Genomic DNA, 19,199 nt, shown 5'->3' on the forward strand with positions numbered 1-19,199 from the left:
CCCCGTGTATCGAACCGCAAACATTTCCTCGATGACACCGTCCACCGCACCTTCATCCGCTTCTTCAATCTCGCAGCAGCATCCGGTACCGCTTGCTTTCGGCGATCTGCAAGGTTGCCGCGCGCCTTTCCAGCGACTGCTCGCAAAGGCCGCGCCGCCAGCCGGCACCCCGCTGTGGTTCGCTGGCGACCTGATCAACCGCGGCCCAGAATCGCTGGCCACGCTGCGCGATATCATCTCGCTCGGCGATCGCGCGGTGCCGGTGCTCGGCAATCACGACCTGCATCTGCTGTCGGTATCGGCGGGGATTCGCAAGTCGAAAAAAGGCGACACGATCGACGAGATTCTCGCCGCGCCCGATGCCGCCGACCTGCTCGAATGGGTCCGCCACCGTCCGATCGCGTACTACGAAAACGGCATGCTGATGGTACATGCGGGCGTGGTGCCGCAATGGGACGTGGCACTGACGCTCGAACTCGCCGACGAATTGCAGCGGGCGCTGCGCGCGCCGAGCTGGAAGGAAACGCTCGCCGGTTTGTACGGCAATGAGCCGAATCTCTGGACGCCGAACCTGAAGGGCATCGAGCGGCTGCGCGTGACGTGCAGCGCGTTGACGCGGCTGCGCTTCTGCAACGCCGAGGGCGTGATGGACTTTAGTAGCAGCGGCGGCCTGAACGCCGCGCCGCCGGGTTGCATGCCGTGGTTCGACGTGCCGTGGCGCAAGACAGCGGACGTCACCGTCGTGTTCGGCCATTGGGCCGCGCTCGGGTTGACGTTGCGCGAGAACCTGATCGGGCTTGATTCAGGGTGCGTATGGGGCGAAAGGCTGTCGGCGGTGCGGCTCGCGCGCAATCCCGCGGAACGCACGTTGACTCAGGTCCAATGCGACAACTGCAGATCGAGCGGCGGCAATTAGACGGTAGGCGGAGAACGCACAATCGCCTGGTGAGCGGCCTGGGCGATCAACGTGCTCGATCAGACGATACGCGGAACGCTGAAACGCTCAGATGCTCGGCGAGCGGCCCGACTGTTCGACGGGCTCAATCAGCGTTTCCGTGGTTGCAGACGATTCCGCCTGCTCCATGACGAGCGCGCCGCTCGTTGCCGTGCCGCCCTGCATCTCCCGCAACGCGCTCGCAATCACGCCCTCAGCCTCCGCCGCCAATGTGCGGCGGTCTGCGCCGGGCGCGATCGGCGCGCAGACGTACACATGCGCGGTCAACGGCCCGCCGCGCAGCAACAGATTCAGCGAGTCGGCGAGCGAGAGGTCGTCGATATAGGCAGGCGCGGTGGATTGCCGGCCCTGCGCATTTTCATACATGATGCACAACGGCTGCACCGGAGCGGAAGCCGACACCGCCGCCTGAAACATGTTCGCGTGAAACGGCAGCAGCGCGAGACCATCGGACGTGGTGCCTTCCGGAAACACGCACATCAGTTCGCCCGCGGCCAAACGGTCGGACAACTCGTGCATGATCCGCTTCGCGTCGCTGCGTTTCTCGCGCTGGATGAACACCGTATCCAGCTGCTGCGCGAGCCAGCCGACCAGCGGCCATTGACGGATCTCCGCCTTCGACACGAACGGCGTGGGCCGCCACGCATTGATCACGTAGATGTCGATCCACGAGATGTGATTGGCCACCACCAGCGCGCCGCGGTCGAGCCGCGCGCCATCGTTATGTACGACGAGCCGCATGCCGCACAGGCGCAGCATCTTCAGCGACCATTCGCGATTAAGCGCGTGACGCCTGTCGGCGCCGGCCTTGGGAAAGCGCGTCGCGACGATCCACATGCCGTGCAGCAGATGCACGATGAGACGAGCCTTGCGTAACGCGAGCTTCATGGTCGGAGCTTTCTCTAGCAGGTCGATTCGGTGTTAGTGCGGCGTTGATGCGGCGTTGATGCGTGGGCCATGCGGCGGCTGTCAGCGCTGCTCGAACGCGACGCGACCGGACACGATGGTCGCGCGCACGCGCGCCGGCAGTTCGTAGCCGAGGAACGGTGTGTTATGCCCCTGGCTCTTCAACGCGCGCGGCTCGACGCGCCAATGCGCGTGACGGTCGAACACGCAGAGGTCCGCCACACTGCCCACCGCGATACGGCCGGCAGCGTCCAGCTTCAGCACTTCGGCCGGCGCCGCCGTGATGCGGTTCAGCGCCTTCGCAAGCGGCAAGCCGGCTTCATCGGCCCACTTGACCGTCAGCGACAGGAACAGCTCCAGGCCTGTTGAACCCGGCGTCGCTTCGGCGAACGGCAGCAGCTTTTCGTCGTCGTCGACCGGTGTATGGTCCGAGCAGATCGCGTCGATGGTGCCGTCGACGAGACCTGCGCGAATCGCATCGCGATCGCGCTGTTGACGCAGCGGCGGATCGAGCCGGAACTGCGCGTCGAAGTAGCCGATGTCGAGGTCGATCAGATGCACGTGATTCACGGTGACGTCGCACGAAACCGGCAGGCCCTCGGCCTTCGCCTCGCGCATGAGCGCAATGCCCGCCGCCGACGACACATGCGACAGATGCACCCGTGCTCCAGTCACGCGCACGAGTTCGAAAATCGTATGGAGCGCGATGGTTTCCGCCGCCACGGGCACGCCGGAGAGGCCGAGCCGCGACGCCAACGCGCCGCTCGCGGCCACACCGCCCTTGCCGAGATAGGCGTCGACGGGACGCAGCCACACCGTGTAGCCATAGGTCTTCGCGTATTGCAGCGCGCGCATCAGCACCTGCGTGTCGACCACCGGCGCGTCGGCCTGCGAAAAGCCGATGCAACCCGCCTCCGTTAGCTCGACCATTTCGGTGATGACTTGGCCTTTCAGGCCAACCGTCAACGCGCCGAGCGGATACACATGCGCCTGATCGAGATTGCGCGCGCGAAACTTCAGCATTTCGACGAGGCCCGGTTCGTCGAGCGTCGGGTCGGTGTCTGGCGGACACACGAGACTCGTCACGCCGCCCGCCAGCGCCGCGGCCATTTCCGATTCGAGCGTGGCCTTGTGTTCATAGCCCGGCTCGCGCAAGCGCGCGGCCAGATCGACGAGACCCGGCGCGATGTGTAGACCGCGGGCGTCGATGGTTTGCGTCGCCTCGAAGTCGGCGGGCGCGTTGCCGAGCGCGACGATCTTGCCCGCCGCGATAAAAATGTCCTGCTGCTGTTCGGTGCCCGCTGCCGGATCGATCAGCGTGCCGCCTTGAATGTGAATCTTCATGCGCTACCTTAATGTTTCAGCTGTTTGGCCAGGTTCTGCGTGATTTGCCGTCTGCCGTGTGTTGGTGTCTGGGTGCGCGCGTATGCGTCTGCACATCAATCGTTGTTGCCCGCGACAATTCCCATCACCGCCATGCGCACCGCGATACCGAACGTCACCTGATTCAGAATCACCGATTGCGGACCGTCGGCCACTTGCGAGTCGATTTCGACGCCGCGGTTCATCGGGCCTGGGTGCATGACAATGGCATCCGGTTTGGCGAGCGCGAGACGCTCCGGCGTCAAGCCCCAGCTCTTGAAGTATTCCTGCGCCGACGGCAACAGCGCGCCGCTCATCCGCTCGTTCTGCAAACGCAGCATGATGATCACGTCGACGTCTTTCAGCCCTTCGTCCAGGTTGTGGAACACGCGCACGCCCATCTGTTCGAGGCCGCCCGGCAGGAGTGTGCGCGGACCGATTGCGCGCACTTCCGGCACGCCGAGCGTGGTCAACGCATGAATGTCCGAGCGCGCGACTCGCGAATGCAGAATGTCGCCGACAATCGCCACGCGCAAGTTCGTGAAGTCTTTCTTGTAGTGGCGGATCGTGTACATGTCGAGCAGACCCTGCGTGGGGTGCGCATGACGGCCGTCGCCGGCGTTGATCACGTGCACGTGCGGCGCACAGTGCTGTGCGATCAGATACGGCGCGCCGCTCGACGCATGACGCACGACAAACATGTCGGCATGCATGGCCGACAGATTGTTGATCGTGTCGAGCAGCGATTCGCCTTTGCTCGTCGACGACGCATTGATGTTCAGATTCAGCACGTCCGCCGACAGACGTGTCGCGGCGATCTCGAACGTGGTGCGGGTGCGCGTCGAGTTTTCGAAGAACAGATTGAACACCGATTTGCCGCGCAGCAGCGGCACCTTCTTCACCTCGCGATCCGTCACGCTGACGAACTGGCTCGCAGTGTCGAGAATGTGATTGACGATCGCCTTCGGCAAACCTTCGATCGACAACAGATGCTTGAGCTCGCCGTTTTTCGTGAGCTGCGGGTTGCCCTTCAGGAAGCCATAACGGAAGCGCTCGGTGGCGCTATCGGCGGAATCCTGCGGAGCCTGGATGGGGGTGTTCATGATGTACCTGCTTCAAATACGGGCTTCAACGTGGTGTGGCGGTGCTGAATGGGTTGGGCGTGTGCGGAACGTCGGTCACTGCGGCGCCGCTCCTGGCCGTTTGCGCATGGTGCCGCGGCTGTTCGCGCTTTGCGCTGCACTTTGATTGCGCGCGCCTCGATGCAGTCCGTCCCCACTCTCGCGACTCGATGCCGGGCTCAATCGACGCGTGCTTCAGTGTGAAAGGTGAAACGCGGCTGGTCTGCGCCACTCTCGCTGCCGCGTTCTTCGCGCGCCAGCACGAGCGTGGCGTCGGCGGACACATCCACCACGCCGCCGACAAAGCGCGCCGCCACCGGCAACTCACGTCCGCCGCGATCGGCAAGCACCGCCAGTTCGACCGCTGCCGGACGGCCATAGTCGTACAGTTCATTGAGCGCCGCGCGGATCGTGCGGCCGGTGTACAGCACGTCGTCGACAAGCACGATGCGGCGGCCGTCGACGGAAAAAGGCAGCGACGTCGGGCTCGCCTGTGAGTGCAAACCCTTTTTGGCGTAGTCGTCGCGATGCAGCGCGACGTTGATCACGCCGAAACTCGCCAGGTTCAGGTCGTGCGCGAGCCGCTCGGCGAGCCACGCGCCTCCGCTGTGGATGCCGGCCAGCACGGCGCCCTCGGCACCGTCCTGCGCTGCACCGAGCTTGTCGCCATACGCGGCGCGAATCTGGTCGAGCAACGCGTGATAAAGCGCTTCGGCGTCAATGGAACTCATGATTGTCGGAAAGTCCGTCAAGATATTGCTGGAGGATGATGCTGGCGGCTTCGGCGTCGAGCATATCGGCACGGCCTTTCCCGGCGCGGATTCCCGCCTTCGCCTCGACCGACGAATAGCGCTCGTCGATCCACGTCACCGGCAAATTGAAGCGGCCGTTCAGCTGATTGCCGAAGCGCTTCGCGAGTTGCGTCATTTCGTGCGGCGTGCCATCCGGATGCATCGGCAAGCCTACGACGAGCGCGTCGGGCTTCCACTCGGCAATCAGCTTGCCGACCTCGGCAAAACGATATTCGCGGCTGCGATTCTGCACGATGACGAGCGGCCTGGCGCTCTTCGTGAGCGAATTGCCGACCGCCACGCCGATGCGTTTTTCACCGTAGTCGAACGCAAGCAGCGTCGCCTCACGTCCGGCCGTCAGACTCATGCGTCGCCTCTCATGCGTGTCCGGCCTCGCCCGACAGCACGGACAGCGAAATGCCGAGCAGCGCGAGCGCGGCTTCGAGGCGCTCTTCAGCCGGCACGTCGAAAACGATTTTCGGGTCGGCTTCGACCGTCAGCCAGCCGTTCTTCGAAATTTCTTCTTCGAGCTGGCCCGCACCCCAACCGGCGTGACCGAGCGTGAGCAGGAAACGCTCGGGACCCGTACCGCTCGCGACTGCCTCTAGCACGTCTTTCGAGGTGGTCATCTCAAGACCGCCCGGCACCGACATGGACGACGTGTACGTATTGCCGTCTTTCGGATCGTGCAGCACGAAGCCGCGTTCGGTTTGCACCGGGCCGCCGAAGTACACGGGAACGTGAAGGAGAGGTTCGATCTCGAGCTTGAGGTCGATGCGACTGAAGAGCGCTTCCAGGTCGATATCGGTCGGCCGGTTGATCACGAGGCCGAGCGCACCGCGCTCACTGTGATCGCAAAGGTAGACCACCGTTCCTGAAAACGTCGGATCAGCCATGTTCGGCATGGCGATCAGGAACTGGTTGGTCAGATTGATGCGATCGGTACTCTTGGACATAGTTCGGATTTTAGCAAAGACGATGCAGGATGGCGGGCTTTGAGCGTGGAACGGCGACGTGAGTCATGAAGCTTGCCGCGAGCCATCGACGGCGATTCATGTTGCACTCTATCACGCACGCGGGCCTTGCCAAGATGCAGGTTAGCGGTGTCGTGCGGCATGACTGCGGCGTGCCGCCGGGTTGCATCGATGCTGCCTGAATGACCGGGCGATTGGCGGCGAATTGTGCCGCCTGATTGGCTACATGCCTTGTTGTGAGCTGACTGCGCGTTTCGTGCGGGCTGTGGCTGCATTTTTGCGTGCTCGCGCCGGCTATTGGGGCCGCCGGAACGGCTTTGCTCCTCCGGCTCTCTCTACGCTCTTTACGCTCTTTACGCGCCGCCCTGCTCGATCGCACGCGTCAGCGTCGCCAGTGCGGCACCGCCGGCCGGGGGCGCCACGCCCGCCGCTACTTTATGCAGCGTCGCGCGCAACGCCTCCGCAGCACCTTCGAGCGCACTCGCCGCCGGGGCGTCGACGATCACATGGGCGCGCACCGCAGGCGTCGAAACACCTGCATGAGCGCGACGGCGCCAGGCGAGCCCCAAGGCATCGGCCAGCAGCGCGACATGGCCGAGGCCGAGCGCGCAAGCCGCGGAGCCGAGCCGGTACGCGGCGTCGCCCGCTTGCAGCGCTTCGCTCGGGTCGGCCTTCTCGGGCTGGTCGGCCGCACGCGCATGGTCGGCCAGCGCGGAAATGGCCGCGTCGGCCGTCTGCAGAAAATCTTCATACGCGTGCGCGTTGACGCTCAACACGCCGAGTTCGCGCGTCAGTGAAGTGCGGGCGCTGAACAACTGTGCCTGCACCGCGCCCGCTTCCCATAGCATTTCCGATGCCTGGGTGCCCGCAACGTGCCAATCGACGGTCAAGCCATAGTCGTGAAGCACCTCGACCTGATCGGCGTCTTCGGCGGCGGCGCCGAATAGTGCGTAGTCGCGCCACAGCAGTGCCAGCGTGGCCCGGACCAGTGAGCGCTGCGCGCGCTCGATGCCGCGAGCGTGATCGGCCAGCGCCAGATTGCAACGTGCGTAAAAACGCCGCGCGTCAGTCTCTCCGGCTGCGCGTCCGCCGACCCGCAATGCGCGCGCGCAAGCCTTCGCGAGACGCCAGAAATCGTAGGGATCGGGGCCGGCGAGTTCGGTAAATACAGCGTCGAGTTCGTCGAGTGCGGCGTTGGTGGCCGCGCGCGCCGCTGCGCTGCCTGTATCGGGTTGTGAGCGCAGCACCGGCAGCAGCGCACGCTCATAGCGCGCACGCAGATGTGCCAGTTGCTCCGCCGATTGCACGTGAAACGACACCGGCGGCACCGGGCGCGCGGTTAGCGCGAGATCTTCGAAAGCAACGGGCGAGCCCGGCGTGTGCTCGCCCAGATCGGCGCACAGCGCCTGGTAATGATTAAAGAGCGTGGGCGAGCAGGCCAGTTCGCGCAGATTGTGACGCTCGAGTGCCGCACGGAAATCGCGCAGTGCGGCGCCGAACACTGGCCGCACACTCTCGGCCTCCGCCGGATCGCCTGCGGCTAGCGGCGAGACGCGCACGAGCGCGTCGGCAAAACGGGTCGCACTCAGCCAGCCGGCGCTGCGCAGCGCGTGCGAAGCGCGAACCAGCGCCGTCGTGCACCCGGTGTGCTGTTCGAACGCCAATAGCGCCTCGGCCAGCGCAAGCTCCGCGGGACGAACAGCGCCGCCGCGCGGATTCGGCAATGCGTCAAAGGAAACGGGTGCTGCGGATCGAAGAGTCATGAGTTGGCGACAGAGAGTCGGCGGCCCGCCGTTTCGCGCGGCACGCGCACTGAGCACCTAACGCGCGAACCGGCGACTAAACGGTGACAAATGCGCGATGACAAACACGCAATGACGAACACGCAATGACAAACTATTCAACGACAACCTGGAGTTGCGACACGGCTCGATCGACGACCTTTGCAAGCGACCCCACATCTCGGCCGGACACCGTCAGCCGCCCCCGGACATCAGATCTGAACCATCTCGAAGTCTTCCTTGCGCGCTCCGCACTCGGGACACGTCCAGTTAATGGGGACGTCCTCCCAGCGGGTTCCCGGCGCAATGCCTTCGTCCGGCAAACCGGCTTCTTCGTCGTAAATCCAGCCGCAAATCAGGCACATCCAGCTTTGGTATTCCATTCTTGTGTCGCGTCGTAAAGTCCGTGGAAACGGGAGCCATGATGGTACCGTGTTGCCGCCCCAATGCCTAGCAATCGCGAGCGCGCAATCCGACGACGCGACGGCCTTCGGCAATGCTGCGTGGGTCAGGCGACGCTCAGTGCGGCGTCGCGCCACACGGTGGCCGCCGGTCTGCAGCATGAAGCCGGGGAAGATGCGAAAAAACGCCCTCGCGCCGGTTTAGGCCGCATAATTGAGCCGATTGCGCACTCACCGCGCCCCAAATTCAGCTCTCTTTGTAGATCTTCATGCCCAGCGATACGCCTCCGATCGTCCTCACCTTCGGCCTCTCCGATCCCACCGGCGGCTCCGGCCTGCAAGCCGACCTGATGACCCTTGCCAGCATGGGTTGTCATGGCGTCTCCGTGCTCACGGGCTATACCGTGCGCGACTCGGCGAGCTGCGACGAAGTCAACGGGCTCGATCCAGAAGTCGTGGCGACCCAGGCGCGCATGCTGCTCGAAGACATGCCGATCGCGGCCTTCAAGGTCGGCGCCTGCACGCGTGCCGAAGTAGTGAGCGCGATTGCCGAAGTGGTGGCCGATTACGACGACATTCCGCTGATTCTCGCCCCCGACTTCACGCTCGACGACGAACACGTGCTCGCAGCCGACGAACTGCGCGAAGCAATTGCCGATCTGCTGGCACCGCAAACCACCTTGCTGGTCGCCGACTCCGCCACGCTGCTCGCCCTCGCGCAGCCTGACGGCGACGCCGAGGCGCCGAGCCTCGACGCGGCGATCTCGCATCTGCTGTCGCAGGGCTGCGAATACATTCTGTCGACGGAAACCGGCACGCACCGGCTCGTCAATACGCTTTTCAGCGAAGACGGCCAGTTGCGTCAGGACATGTGGGACCGCGGCAGCCATCGGATCATGGGTTTGACGGATACGCTCGGTTCCGCAATCGCGGCGCTCCTCGCCAATGGCCAGGACCCGGCGGAAGCTGTGCGCGAAGCGCAGGAGTATCTGTACCAGGCGATGCGCAGCGCATTCCGGCCGGGCATGGGCGCGTATATGCCGGACCGGTTCTTCTGGGCACGCAGCAGCGACGACGAAACACCGCCTACAACCGGCAAGGACGCGGCGCCCGGCGAAGCGCGGCACTGACACCCCGGCGCCTCACCGCGTATTTCACGTTTTGCGCGTTGCCGGCAAGGCGTGCGAATCCCATAGACGCAAACGAGCGAATGACACGTCTCGGAAGGCCCGCCGCAATGGCGGCCACCTAACCATCCGGGTCAGGTAGGCGTGTCTTCCGGGTGTGTAATCAAACGTTACAACGACGCGAAAGGACGCGCGTTACACTTACAAACCGTAAATTGTCATATCGTTATATGCTCGCGCCTACGTTTTTCATTCACCCTCCCAAAAGCGGAGGGTCGACGGTGATCTCTTTCTTCGATCTGAACAAAGGCAAAGATCAATTCGTCAACTTCGAATGGGACAGAGAAGGCTGGGACAGGTGTCGCGCCAGATTGTTGGAAACGCATATCGGCGGCGGTCATCAATCGTACGGCATTCATAGAAGTCTCAAAGCTCCGCTCGCCTATTGCACCATTCTGCGCGATCCGCTCGCGCGGCAAATATCGCATTACCGTTACGCGTTGAACGGCAAAAACGGCGAGGTGGCACGCGGCGCGAGCGTGTCCGCGACCGAGGCACTCGTGCTGCGCGGCACGCTTTCGCTCGACGAGTGGGTGAGCGAGTCTCTGGGCGGCAAGAACATCTTCGCGCAGATGCTGAGCGGCCATTCGGCGCCCCAGGCGCTTAGCCTCGAAGTTGCGCAAGCCAATCTTCGGCATCATTTCAGCGCGGTCGGCGTTTGTGAAAACATGAGCGAATTTCTACTGCGTCTTTGCGGAAAGACCGGGTTGAAATTACCGTTCTACTTTGAGACGAACATCACAAGCGGCTCATCGAAAGACATCGGTCAGTTAAGCGAAACGGCAAGACAGAAATTCGTCGAAGACAATCGTCTCGATTACCGGATTTTCGAGCACGCCAAGCGCCAGATTGAAAGCGATGCGCAGGAGTCGGGCAGCGTTTTCACAAAGGCCCTCGAACTGGTCAAGGTCATTCAGGCAGAAATAAACCAGCTCGAGAATCCGTACATCCACCGTTCGGTGGTGTTCGGGTTCGACGAGGCGTTTCTCGCGAAAGTGCTTGGCGTAATCGGCCGATTCGACCTCGCGCCGATCGACGAGTATCTGCAGTCCGCCGAAAACGAAACCCAATCGCTCGCCGACATGTACGACGGATTTGTCGACTCGGTCCGCGACGGCGTCGTGTCGGGGTGGGCCGTCAACCTCAGTCATCCGGAAGAAAAGGTACTACTCGACGTGCGCATCGGCAGGGAAGTGATCGCGAGCGGCTTGAGCGGCGAGCATCGCCCGGACGTGGCAAACGCGGGCTATCCGAGCGCCCACGCCGGCTTTTCGATAGCGTTGCCGCCGGGCGCGCCGGACGGATTCCATGTCGCTGTCGCCAATTCCGCCGAGCGCCTGCATAACGCGGGCGTCTGGCGGCAAGGTTGGCACTGCGTTTAAGTCCTCGAGGAAACATCACAATGCAACAACAGGCCCGCGGTCCAGTGCAACGCTTCCACGGCGCGATCACGCTCAAGGACAGAATGCGGATGCTCCGTCAGAAGCCGGTCACGATCTGGCTCACGGGACTGTCGGCAGCGGGAAAATCGACCATTGCGTTCGAACTCGAGCGGCAACTCGTGTCGCTGGGTCAGGCCTGCTATGTACTCGATGGCGACAACGTTCGCCACGGCTTGGGCCGCGACCTTGGCTTTAACCAGCAGGACCGTCATGAAAATATCCGCAGAGTCGCGCATGTCGCTCAGCTGATGAACGACGCCGGCCTCATCGTCATCACGGCGCTCATCTCGCCGATGCGGGCGGACCGCGCCATGGCGCGCCACATCATTGGCGCCGGCAATTTCATCGAGACGTATCTGTCGGCATCGGTCGACACATGTGCGCGGCGCGACCCCAAAGGTCTTTACGCGAAAGCGCTGGCCGGAAAGATCCCTTCGTTCACCGGCATTTCGGCGCCCTATGAAGCGCCGCTCGATCCGGAACTGGAGATCGACACCGCAAGCTTGACGCTGAGCGAAAGCGTAGCGGGTATCTTCGCGCACTTGCGCGAGAACTGTCTGGCACTGCCGGCATAGGCATAGGCAACAAACACGAAATTCGAGCGCTTCTTTCCGCTGCCACAAACGAGAACCGAACGAGAACCGAACGAGAACCGAACGAGAACCGAACGAGAACCGAACGAGAACCGAACGAGAACCGAACGAGAAACAAAACGAAAAAACCTGCATTTCTGCAGGTTTTTTCTTTGCGAAGCACGCCTCGCGGCGCGCTTCTTCATGGGCTCCCGGCTGAACCTCTGGACGAGGTCCGACTGGGGCAGACATGAATTACATGTCCATACCCATGCCGCCCATGCCGCCCGGCATACCGCCGCCCATCGGTGCATCTTCCTTCGGCAGTTCGCAAACAGCTGCGTCGGTCGTGAGCAGGAGACCTGCTACCGATGCTGCGTTTTGCAGTGCCGTGCGCGTGACCTTCGTCGGGTCCACGACACCTGCGTCAACCAGGTCGACGTATTCGCCGGTTGCTGCGTTGTAGCCGTAGTTGCCCTGGCCTGCAGCAACTGCCGCCACGACGACGCTGGCTTCTTCGCCACCGTTCGTGACGATCTGGCGCAGCGGCTCTTCCATTGCGCGCAGAACGATCTTGATACCTGCGTCCTGATCGGCGTTAGCGCCCTTCAGGCCGGCGATCGCCGTACGTGCGCGGATCAGCGCAACGCCCCCGCCAGCAACGATGCCTTCTTCCACAGCTGCGCGCGTTGCGTGCAGTGCGTCTTCGACACGTGCCTTCTTTTCCTTCATTTCGACTTCGGTCGCAGCACCGACCTTGATCACTGCAACGCCGCCTGCCAGCTTGGCAACGCGTTCTTGCAGCTTTTCACGGTCGTAGTCCGACGTAGCTTCTTCGATTTGCGTGCGGACCTGCTTCACACGCGCTTCGATGTTTGCAGCTTCGCCAGCGCCGTCGATGATCGTCGTGTTTTCCTTGCCCACTTCGATGCGCTTCGCCTGGCCCAGTTCTGCCAGCGTTGCCTTTTCGAGCGTCAGGCCGGTTTCTTCAGCGATGACCTGGCCGCCGGTCAGGATCGCGATATCTTCCAGCATGGCCTTACGGCGATCGCCAAAGCCCGGAGCCTTCACGGCAACCGTCTTCAGGATGCCGCGGATGTTGTTCACCACCAGCGTTGCCAGTGCTTCGCCTTCGACGTCTTCTGCGATGATCAGCAGCGGACGGCCAGCCTTGGCGACTTGTTCCAGTACCGGCAGCAGATCGCGGATGTTCGAAACCTTCTTGTCGTGCAGCAGCACGAACGGGTTTTCGAGCACGGCAACCTGCTTGTCCGGGTTGTTGATGAAGTACGGCGACAGGTAGCCGCGGTCGAATTGCATACCTTCGACGACGTCCAGCTCGTCTTGCAGCGACTTGCCGTCTTCGACGGTGATGACGCCTTCCTTGCCGACCTTGTCCATGGCTTCAGCGATACGATCGCCGATCGACGAGTCGCTGTTTGCCGAAATCGCGCCGACTTGTGCGATTTCCTTGTTGGTCGTGCACGGCTTGCTGATCTTGCGCAGTTCTTCGATAGCGGCCGTCACTGCCTTGTCGATACCGCGCTTCAGGTCCATCGGGTTCATGCCCGATGCAACGTACTTCATGCCTTCGCGGACGATCGACTGAGCCAGGACCGTTGCGGTCGTGGTGCCGTCACCTGCGTTGTCGCTGGTCTTGGAAGCCACTTCCTTGACCATTTGCGCGCCCATGTTCTGGAGCTTGTCTTTCAGTTCGATCTCTTTTGCGACCGACACACCGTCCTTGGTGACCGTCGGGCCGCCGAAGCTGCGTTCCAGGACAACGTTGCGGCCCTTCGGACCGAGCGTGACCTTCACAGCGTTCGCGAGGATGTTCACGCCTTCAACCATCTTGGCACGGGCGGAATCACCGAATACGACGTCTTTAGCTGCCATCTTCTAACTCCTTGAATTCTTTGGATATAACCGGGGAAGTAGCGACCAGCGCTTACTTCTGCACCACGGCCATGATGTCTTCTTCGCGCATCACGAGCAGTTCGTTGCCGTCGACCTTGACGGTCTGGCCTGCATACTTGCCGAACAGCACGCGGTCACCCACTTTCACGTCGAGCGCGATTTGTGCGCCCTTGTCGTCACGCTTGCCCGGGCCAATCGCCAGGATTTCGCCCTGATCCGGCTTCTCTGCTGCGGCTTCGGGGATCACGATGCCCGACGCGGTCTTGGTTTCTTGATCCAGACGCTTGACGATCACGCGATCATGCAAAGGACGAAGGTTCATACATACTCCTCTCTTGATTGAGACTGAAGAACGCTTGGAAAACCCGGCTGACCGAGCCAACCGGCGAAGTTGTTAGCACTCTCGTGCAGCGAGTGCTAATTATATGGACGCGTGGTGACAAATTCAAGAAGGGATGCGACGGGTGTTGTCGAGATTCACTCAACTTTGAACTTTGTTCGCTTAAGTTTGAACTTCGCGAGGCCGGCCAGGCGCATCGAGTGTTGCGGCGAGCGGCGGGGGGCGCCGGAAGCGCCCTTTGGCGTGAAGAGGGAACTGTGGACTGAACGGCGGGGCCTGCAGCCGGCTCAATCCGGCCACAAACTGCCGGTCACATGCGCCGCCGGAAGGCCGCTCAGGCGTCGGCTCTGCTTCACAACCGGCCATCTGATTGTCGCAAGGCGAGCGCTCGTTCAGCGGCCAGAAGGGACATCAATCTGGCCGGCCAAAGACGCCCTGTTCCACCGAGCGGAGGCATATCCCCTGTTGATCCCTGTCAGCTTGCCGGATTTCGTGCCATGACGACCCATGCCGCGCCGTTGATCATCACCGACCCCTCGCCGGGGAGGCTCGCGAAGGCGGCACGAACTGCGCCGGAGGCACGGGCGCGGATGTCGTCGGGCTGACCAGCGAGCGCACGCGACAGCGGGCCGACCTCAAGCGTCATCCTCACTGCGTCGTCGATCGCCGCGTCCCGCGTTTCGCCCTCGCCGAATGGGACGGCCGCGTCGAAGGGCGAGATAACGATTTCGGTGAAACCGGCCGCCGTCAGGATGCGCGCCACGTGCTCCCGGTCGCCGAACGAAAACGGGCCGGGCGCTTCGGGATTGGGGAGCGCGCTCGGTGGGACGATGTCCTTGAGCACGCCCACCGGCAGTCGCATCCAATCGTTCTCGGCCGCACCGCGCCAGCAGACGAAAGCGACCCGGCCGCCCGGCCGGAGCGCGCGTCGCATATGGGCGAACGCCGCTGTCGGATCGGGGAAAAACATCACGCCGAAACGCGAGAACAGAATGTCGAACGCGCCTTCGGGCAGCTCTGCGCTGCTGGCGTCGGCCACCTGAAACAGGGCCGGCGTATCGTGGCGCGCAAGCGCGCGCGCTCGATTGATCAGCGGTTCGGATATGTCCACGCCCAGCACTTGGCCCCCCGCGCCGACGCGAGCGGCCAGAGCCAGACTTGACGCACCCGCGCCGCAGCCGATGTCCAGCACGCGCTCACCCGTCGCGGGCGCGGCGGCTTCGATCGCGGCCTGGCCGAACACCGCCACCAGAGCGTCGAGCCGGGCCTGGTTGGCGACCCAGCGCTCCCCGCTTTGACCATTCCAGTCACCCACCTGATCAGCACTTTGCTTTGCCATGTCATCTCCTTGACTCGACGATCCGCCTTTCGCCGCGTCGATTTACGCCAACCTTTTCGAAGGCGGCGACGCAACAAGAGCAGGGATCTGTGCTCTCAAACCACCATCGACTGCTGGGCGAAGATACCCGCCATCGCGCCCTGCGATGAAGCCTGGGTGACCGAGGGCAAGAAGGGCGTGGCGAGGTCGCCAGCGGCGTAGATGCCGGGCATGCTGGTTTGGCGGCGCTCGTCGACTTTGAGGACGATGCCGGTGGGCGTATCGACCGTGGCGAGGCCCAGTGATTCATGCAGGCGTGCGGACGGCTTGTTGCGCGGATGGGCGAACAGGACGTCGACCGCGACATTGCGGCGGGTATCGAGATTGACGGTGTTGATATGGCCCTTGTGATGGGCGATCTCGACGATCCGGCCATCGACGACAGGTATGTTGCGACGCGCCAGATCGACTTGGATGTCGGGCGCAATGTCATGACCATCGGCGAAGACAGTCAGCTTGTCCGTCCAATCGCGGAACAGCCTGACAGACTGGTGCGACTGCGGGCTGGACCAGACGAGGCCCCAATGCTGGCCGGCGACTTCAAAGCCGTCGCAATAGGGGCAGGGCACGATGGACGTGCCCCAGCTTTCGGCAAAGCCCGGAACATCAGGCATCTGGTCGGCGACGCCATAGCTCAGGATCAGGCGGTGCGCCCTCAGGCTTTCGTTATCGTCAGTGACGACGCAGAAATCGTCGATGGCGCCAGACACGCTCTCGGCCCGGGCATTGACCAGCCTGATCGTTGGATAGCGCGTCAACTGCTGCCGCGCCTCGACCAGGATGTCCAGCGGTGACTTGTGATCGTGGCCGAGCAAGCCATGCGAGTGGCCTGCAAAGCGGTTGCGCGGCCGGCCGGTATCGAGAACCGTGACCTTGCGGCGGGCACGGCCGAGCTGCAGGGCGGCGGCGAGGCCGGCAAAGCTGCCGCCGATGATGATGACGTCATCCATGGTGATGGGCTCCGTGTTGTGATTGGCGGGGTGGGCTGGGCGTGGTGTGCAATATCGTCCAGCGATACGCGCTTGAGACGGTCAGCGAGTAGGGCTTCGGCATTGGGGAGAAAGTTGCTGATGGCTGTATTGATCGGCCCCACAATCCCGCATTCGATATCGCCAGGCGCTCCGGGGAAACCTGATTCGGGCAACTGGTTGAAAACCTGTCCTTGGCTTGCATATTTAAAATACTGCGTGGTATCGTAGTGCAAGAATTTGAATACTGTCAAGTACTGGAATTGTCGTGACCGAAAACAGCCAGAGCCGGCGCGGCCGGCCCGCCAACGAGGCGCTTCGCCAAACGATCGTCGACGCCGCCTGCGAACTCTTTGTGGAATTGGGTTTTCAAGCGACGACCATGGACAAGGTCGCGCAGCGGGCGAAGATATCCAAGCTCAGCATCTATCGGCACTTCGAGAACAAGGAGGCGCTGTTCAGCGCGGCCATGGTGGCCCACTGCCATCAATTTGCACCCCAGGCCCTTTCTGAAAGCGTCGTCGGTTCAGCCGAAGATCAGCTCATGGCGGTGGGATCATCCCTGCTTCGCACGCTGTTGAGCCCGGACGTCCGCAGTGTCGAAGCCATGGTTTTGGCCGACAAGACGAATCAAAAGTCGTTAAGCAAGCTCCATTACGAAGCCGGGCCGGCCCATGTCATCGCCCAAATCGAGGCCGTGTTGCGTCAGTTGCACGCGAAAGCGATTCTGAACGTACCCGATGCTCTCCGATCCGCCCGCTTGTTTGCCGCGCTTTTCAAAGGATCCGATCTTCTGCTTGTCGCACGCTTCGATGAGGCGAGAGCAGAGGATGACAACGAAATCGAATCCTATTGCCGGTCGGCCGTCGCCATGTTCATCGCCGCGCACGGTGGCATCTAAAGGTGCGCTATCGCGGCTTGATGAAGAAGCCGCAGAGTTGCACACGCTGTTCGCTCCAAGCAATCTGTGGATGACGCGCGAACGACTGATGCGCGAGGCCGCTGCACGAGCGCAAAAGCCGCCCGCGCGGGCAGGCAATCGGCGCCTTCCTTATGCCGAACGTCCGTGGTGTGCCGCTATCTCAGCGTACTTCCACCAACGCCTCTTCAACATTGCCGGCCTGTTGAAGACTGCACGGTCGGCGATAACTACCTGGCCCAAATCCGCCAGTTGTTGGCCCAGCGAAACCAAGTGCTGTTGATGCATCAAATTTAATGCTCCGAGTTACCGCGAGTTTCAGGAAGATAACTATATGAATAGCGATGCTGATTTTGATACGGATGTCCACGACATCAATCCTGTCGCCCTCGAACGCGCACTCCGCAGCGCGTCGCTCGACCTCCAGCAGATCATTGCTACGGTCGCGGGTCGTTATCTCGACAGTGGCCGTCACCGTTACTCAAGTGGTGCGCAATTGCCGACTTGGCGCACGCTGCTGACAATCGATGAACAGGTCTTTGACAATCGAGGCTTCCGGTCGAGGCACAACGAGACCGTACGCTCGACATTCGTCCGGTTTGAGGACAGTCGTTTGTCGGGGATGGATCTCGATGAAACCGTCGACTGGCAACGCGACGACGACGACTTACCTGCTGTGTACCTGCTCGTGCGCGCACTGGTACAGGCCGACGCTACCGATGTGGCCCTTCACGATTAATGCGCTGATACCGGCCGCTGGCCGTCATAGTTTTGGACGCGCTTAAGAAAGTTCAAAGTTAAGCGAATCAAACTCCAGATAGTTCAAACTTAAGTGAACCGCGGGTTCAGAGTTGGCTGAGCAGCACGCTCCGAAAGCCTTATATACGCGACATGATCAGTTCAAAGTTAAGTGAATCTCGACAATCGGCGCACCGAAATTGGCTGCGCGATCGTCCTGGCAGGGAAAACCCTAGCGAGCGGTAAGGCGGAAGTGTTGGTTGGCTTTCATGCTTTCAGAAGGTGCCGGACTGTTCGCCGCTACCGCTACATATCGAGCACGATATCCGACGTAGGCTTGCTGCAGCACATCAATCGAAGACCCCTGTCGATCTCACGCGGGCGAATCCCTCCGTTGTGCTTCATCTCAACGGTTCCCTCGAGCAGCGTGGTTTTGCAGGTCCCGCATATGCCCTGGCTGCAGGATGAAGGCAACGGCACGCCCGCCTTGCGCGCGGCAGCTAGCACGGTCTGCGATGCGTCCACCGTGAATGTCTTGCCGGAACGTGCCAGACGCACAGTGAAACAGGGTTGAGCGCTAGCCGTTTCCTCTGGCGCTGCTTCCACAACTTCGACGGTCTCTGCGAAATTGAAGCTTTCCTGGTGATACCGCGAGGGGTTGTGATTTCCGTCGAGGAGTGTTTTTCTGACAGCTTCCATGTAACCCGCCGGACCGCAAGTAAAGACCTCCCGTTCCTGATAGTCGGGCACACACTCCTTCAACAGATCGAGGCTGAGTCGTCCCAAGGGACCTTGCCAGTCGCCTTTTTCGCTCTGCGCTTCGCAGATGTGGATCACGCGGAGCGTCCTCGACACCTGTTCGAGCGCGGCAAGCTCTTTGGCAAAGATAATGTCCTCGGGCGTCCTGGCACTATGAACAAAGACGATATCGCGATCCTGTCCGAGATCGAACGCGGCACGCGTCATCGACATCAGCGGCGTGACGCCGGAGCCAGCCGACAGATACAGCGCTTTTTCCGATGGCCCGGCCGAAGGCGTGAAGATGCCAGACGGCCCGTAAGCCGACAGCGTGCTGCCTTCGGTCATGTTGTCATGCAGCCAGTTCGACATGACGCCACCCGGCGCCCGTTTGACAGTTATCGAGAGCGTGTAAGGACGGGTTGGCGGCGACGATATGGTGTAGCAGCGACTGACCGGCTTTCCTTCGATCTCCGCGGTGACCGTCACGAACTGCCCCGGTTCAAAAGTGAACGGTTTTCCCTGTTCGGCTGCGAATACGAATGTGCGGACGTCGTGCGTCTCGGCGAGCACGCGGCAGCAAACGAGCGTTCGTTGCTCGTGGCTTGGCCACTGCGCATCCGCACGTTCCCATGTCGAGGCACGAGTGAAGCGGTCTGCCAGTTCCGATCCCTGTTCAAGGACGCAAGTATCGACGGCGATGTCCATA

Annotated in this window: 19 protein-coding genes and 1 pseudogene; 7 read left to right on the top strand and 13 right to left on the bottom strand. The window is 62.1% G+C overall.

Going from position 1 to position 19,199, the window contains the following annotated elements; translation table 11 throughout:
- Positions 1–31 precede the first annotated feature (31 nt).
- Positions 32–916 carry a symmetrical bis(5'-nucleosyl)-tetraphosphatase gene (locus tag C0Z16_RS01270; protein ID WP_102630422.1) on the top strand — a complete coding sequence of 295 codons (885 nt, stop codon included), beginning with the start codon at positions 32–34 and terminating at the stop codon, positions 914–916.
- Positions 917–1,003: 87 nt separating this feature from the next.
- On the opposite strand, the gene C0Z16_RS01275 is transcribed toward C0Z16_RS01270, so the two are convergent.
- The 8 genes from C0Z16_RS01275 to C0Z16_RS01310 form a co-directional block, all read right to left on the bottom strand.
- Complete coding sequence (locus tag C0Z16_RS01275) at positions 1,004–1,843, bottom strand: lysophospholipid acyltransferase family protein (RefSeq protein ID WP_102630423.1); 840 nt, start codon at positions 1,841–1,843, stop codon at positions 1,004–1,006.
- A gap of 81 nt (positions 1,844–1,924) precedes the next feature.
- A complete protein-coding gene (locus tag C0Z16_RS01280; RefSeq protein ID WP_102630424.1) occupies positions 1,925–3,205 on the bottom strand; it encodes a dihydroorotase in 1,281 nt (426 codons plus the stop codon).
- 95 nt (positions 3,206–3,300) lie between these two features.
- On the bottom strand, positions 3,301–4,326 hold the full coding sequence (locus tag C0Z16_RS01285) for an aspartate carbamoyltransferase catalytic subunit (protein WP_102630425.1): 1,026 nt from the start codon (positions 4,324–4,326) through the stop codon (positions 3,301–3,303).
- A 197-nt stretch (positions 4,327–4,523) separates the two neighbouring features.
- Positions 4,524–5,075: a bifunctional pyr operon transcriptional regulator/uracil phosphoribosyltransferase PyrR gene (gene pyrR / locus C0Z16_RS01290; RefSeq protein ID WP_102630426.1), complete on the bottom strand. Its 552-nt coding sequence runs from the start codon at positions 5,073–5,075 to the stop codon at positions 4,524–4,526.
- On the bottom strand, positions 5,062–5,502 hold the full coding sequence (gene ruvX, locus C0Z16_RS01295) for a Holliday junction resolvase RuvX (protein ID WP_102630427.1): 441 nt from the start codon (positions 5,500–5,502) through the stop codon (positions 5,062–5,064). Before ruvX ends, pyrR begins: the two co-directional genes overlap by 14 nt.
- A 10-nt stretch (positions 5,503–5,512) precedes the next feature.
- Positions 5,513–6,091 (bottom strand): YqgE/AlgH family protein, encoded by a 579-nt coding sequence (locus C0Z16_RS01300; protein ID WP_102630428.1) that lies wholly within the window; start codon positions 6,089–6,091, stop codon positions 5,513–5,515.
- Between the two features lie 371 nt (positions 6,092–6,462).
- On the bottom strand, positions 6,463–7,872 hold the full coding sequence (locus C0Z16_RS01305) for a hypothetical protein (protein WP_102630429.1): 1,410 nt from the start codon (positions 7,870–7,872) through the stop codon (positions 6,463–6,465).
- 230 nt (positions 7,873–8,102) lie between these two features.
- The gene (locus C0Z16_RS01310) at positions 8,103–8,273 is read right to left on the bottom strand and encodes a rubredoxin (RefSeq protein WP_006047743.1); all 171 of its coding nucleotides are present in this window, start codon (positions 8,271–8,273) and stop codon (positions 8,103–8,105) included.
- Positions 8,274–8,560: 287 nt separating this feature from the next.
- Between C0Z16_RS01310 and C0Z16_RS01315 the strand changes: the two genes are divergently transcribed.
- The 3 genes from C0Z16_RS01315 to cysC all read left to right on the top strand — a co-directional run bounded on the left by C0Z16_RS01315 (position 8,561) and on the right by cysC (position 11,495).
- On the top strand, positions 8,561–9,421 hold the full coding sequence (locus C0Z16_RS01315) for a hydroxymethylpyrimidine/phosphomethylpyrimidine kinase (RefSeq protein ID WP_102630430.1): 861 nt from the start codon (positions 8,561–8,563) through the stop codon (positions 9,419–9,421).
- A 227-nt stretch (positions 9,422–9,648) separates the two neighbouring features.
- Positions 9,649–10,860 (top strand): sulfotransferase family 2 domain-containing protein, encoded by a 1,212-nt coding sequence (locus C0Z16_RS01320; protein ID WP_102630626.1) that lies wholly within the window; start codon positions 9,649–9,651, stop codon positions 10,858–10,860.
- Between the two features lie 20 nt (positions 10,861–10,880).
- Positions 10,881–11,495, top strand: coding sequence for an adenylyl-sulfate kinase (gene cysC / locus C0Z16_RS01325; protein WP_102630431.1), 615 nt, complete (start codon positions 10,881–10,883; stop codon positions 11,493–11,495).
- A 252-nt stretch (positions 11,496–11,747) separates the two neighbouring features.
- On the opposite strand, the gene groL is transcribed toward cysC, so the two are convergent.
- The 4 genes from groL to C0Z16_RS01345 form a co-directional block, all read right to left on the bottom strand.
- Positions 11,748–13,388 carry a chaperonin GroEL gene (gene groL, locus C0Z16_RS01330; RefSeq protein ID WP_102630432.1) on the bottom strand — a complete coding sequence of 547 codons (1,641 nt, stop codon included), beginning with the start codon at positions 13,386–13,388 and terminating at the stop codon, positions 11,748–11,750.
- A gap of 52 nt (positions 13,389–13,440) precedes the next feature.
- A complete protein-coding gene (locus C0Z16_RS01335; RefSeq protein WP_102630433.1) occupies positions 13,441–13,731 on the bottom strand; it encodes a co-chaperone GroES in 291 nt (96 codons plus the stop codon).
- A 493-nt stretch (positions 13,732–14,224) separates the two neighbouring features.
- The gene (locus tag C0Z16_RS01340) at positions 14,225–15,088 is read right to left on the bottom strand and encodes a class I SAM-dependent methyltransferase (RefSeq protein WP_102630434.1); all 864 of its coding nucleotides are present in this window, start codon (positions 15,086–15,088) and stop codon (positions 14,225–14,227) included.
- 95 nt (positions 15,089–15,183) lie between these two features.
- Positions 15,184–16,077: an NAD(P)/FAD-dependent oxidoreductase gene (locus C0Z16_RS01345; RefSeq protein WP_102630435.1), complete on the bottom strand. Its 894-nt coding sequence runs from the start codon at positions 16,075–16,077 to the stop codon at positions 15,184–15,186.
- Between the two features lie 286 nt (positions 16,078–16,363).
- On the opposite strand from C0Z16_RS01345, the gene C0Z16_RS01350 reads away from it, so the two are divergent.
- The 3 genes and pseudogenes from C0Z16_RS01350 (at position 16,364) to C0Z16_RS01360 (ending at position 17,753) form a co-directional block, all read left to right on the top strand.
- Positions 16,364–16,996, top strand: coding sequence for a TetR/AcrR family transcriptional regulator (locus C0Z16_RS01350; protein WP_102630436.1), 633 nt, complete (start codon positions 16,364–16,366; stop codon positions 16,994–16,996).
- Positions 16,984–17,102, top strand: a pseudogene (locus C0Z16_RS01355) (IS5/IS1182 family transposase); the annotation flags it as partial. The gene C0Z16_RS01350 and the pseudogene C0Z16_RS01355, both read left to right, overlap by 13 nt.
- Positions 17,103–17,348: 246 nt before the next feature.
- The gene (locus C0Z16_RS01360; RefSeq protein ID WP_102630437.1) at positions 17,349–17,753 is read left to right on the top strand and encodes a DUF2471 domain-containing protein; all 405 of its coding nucleotides are present in this window, start codon (positions 17,349–17,351) and stop codon (positions 17,751–17,753) included.
- Positions 17,754–18,058: 305 nt separating this feature from the next.
- On the opposite strand, the gene C0Z16_RS01365 is transcribed toward C0Z16_RS01360, so the two are convergent.
- Positions 18,059–19,198 (bottom strand): hybrid-cluster NAD(P)-dependent oxidoreductase, encoded by a 1,140-nt coding sequence (locus C0Z16_RS01365; RefSeq protein ID WP_102630438.1) that lies wholly within the window; start codon positions 19,196–19,198, stop codon positions 18,059–18,061.
- Between the last annotated feature and the right edge of the window lies 1 nt (position 19,199).

Source organism: Paraburkholderia rhynchosiae (assembly GCF_002879865.1).
Classification (GTDB): Bacteria; Pseudomonadota; Gammaproteobacteria; order Burkholderiales; family Burkholderiaceae; genus Paraburkholderia; species Paraburkholderia rhynchosiae.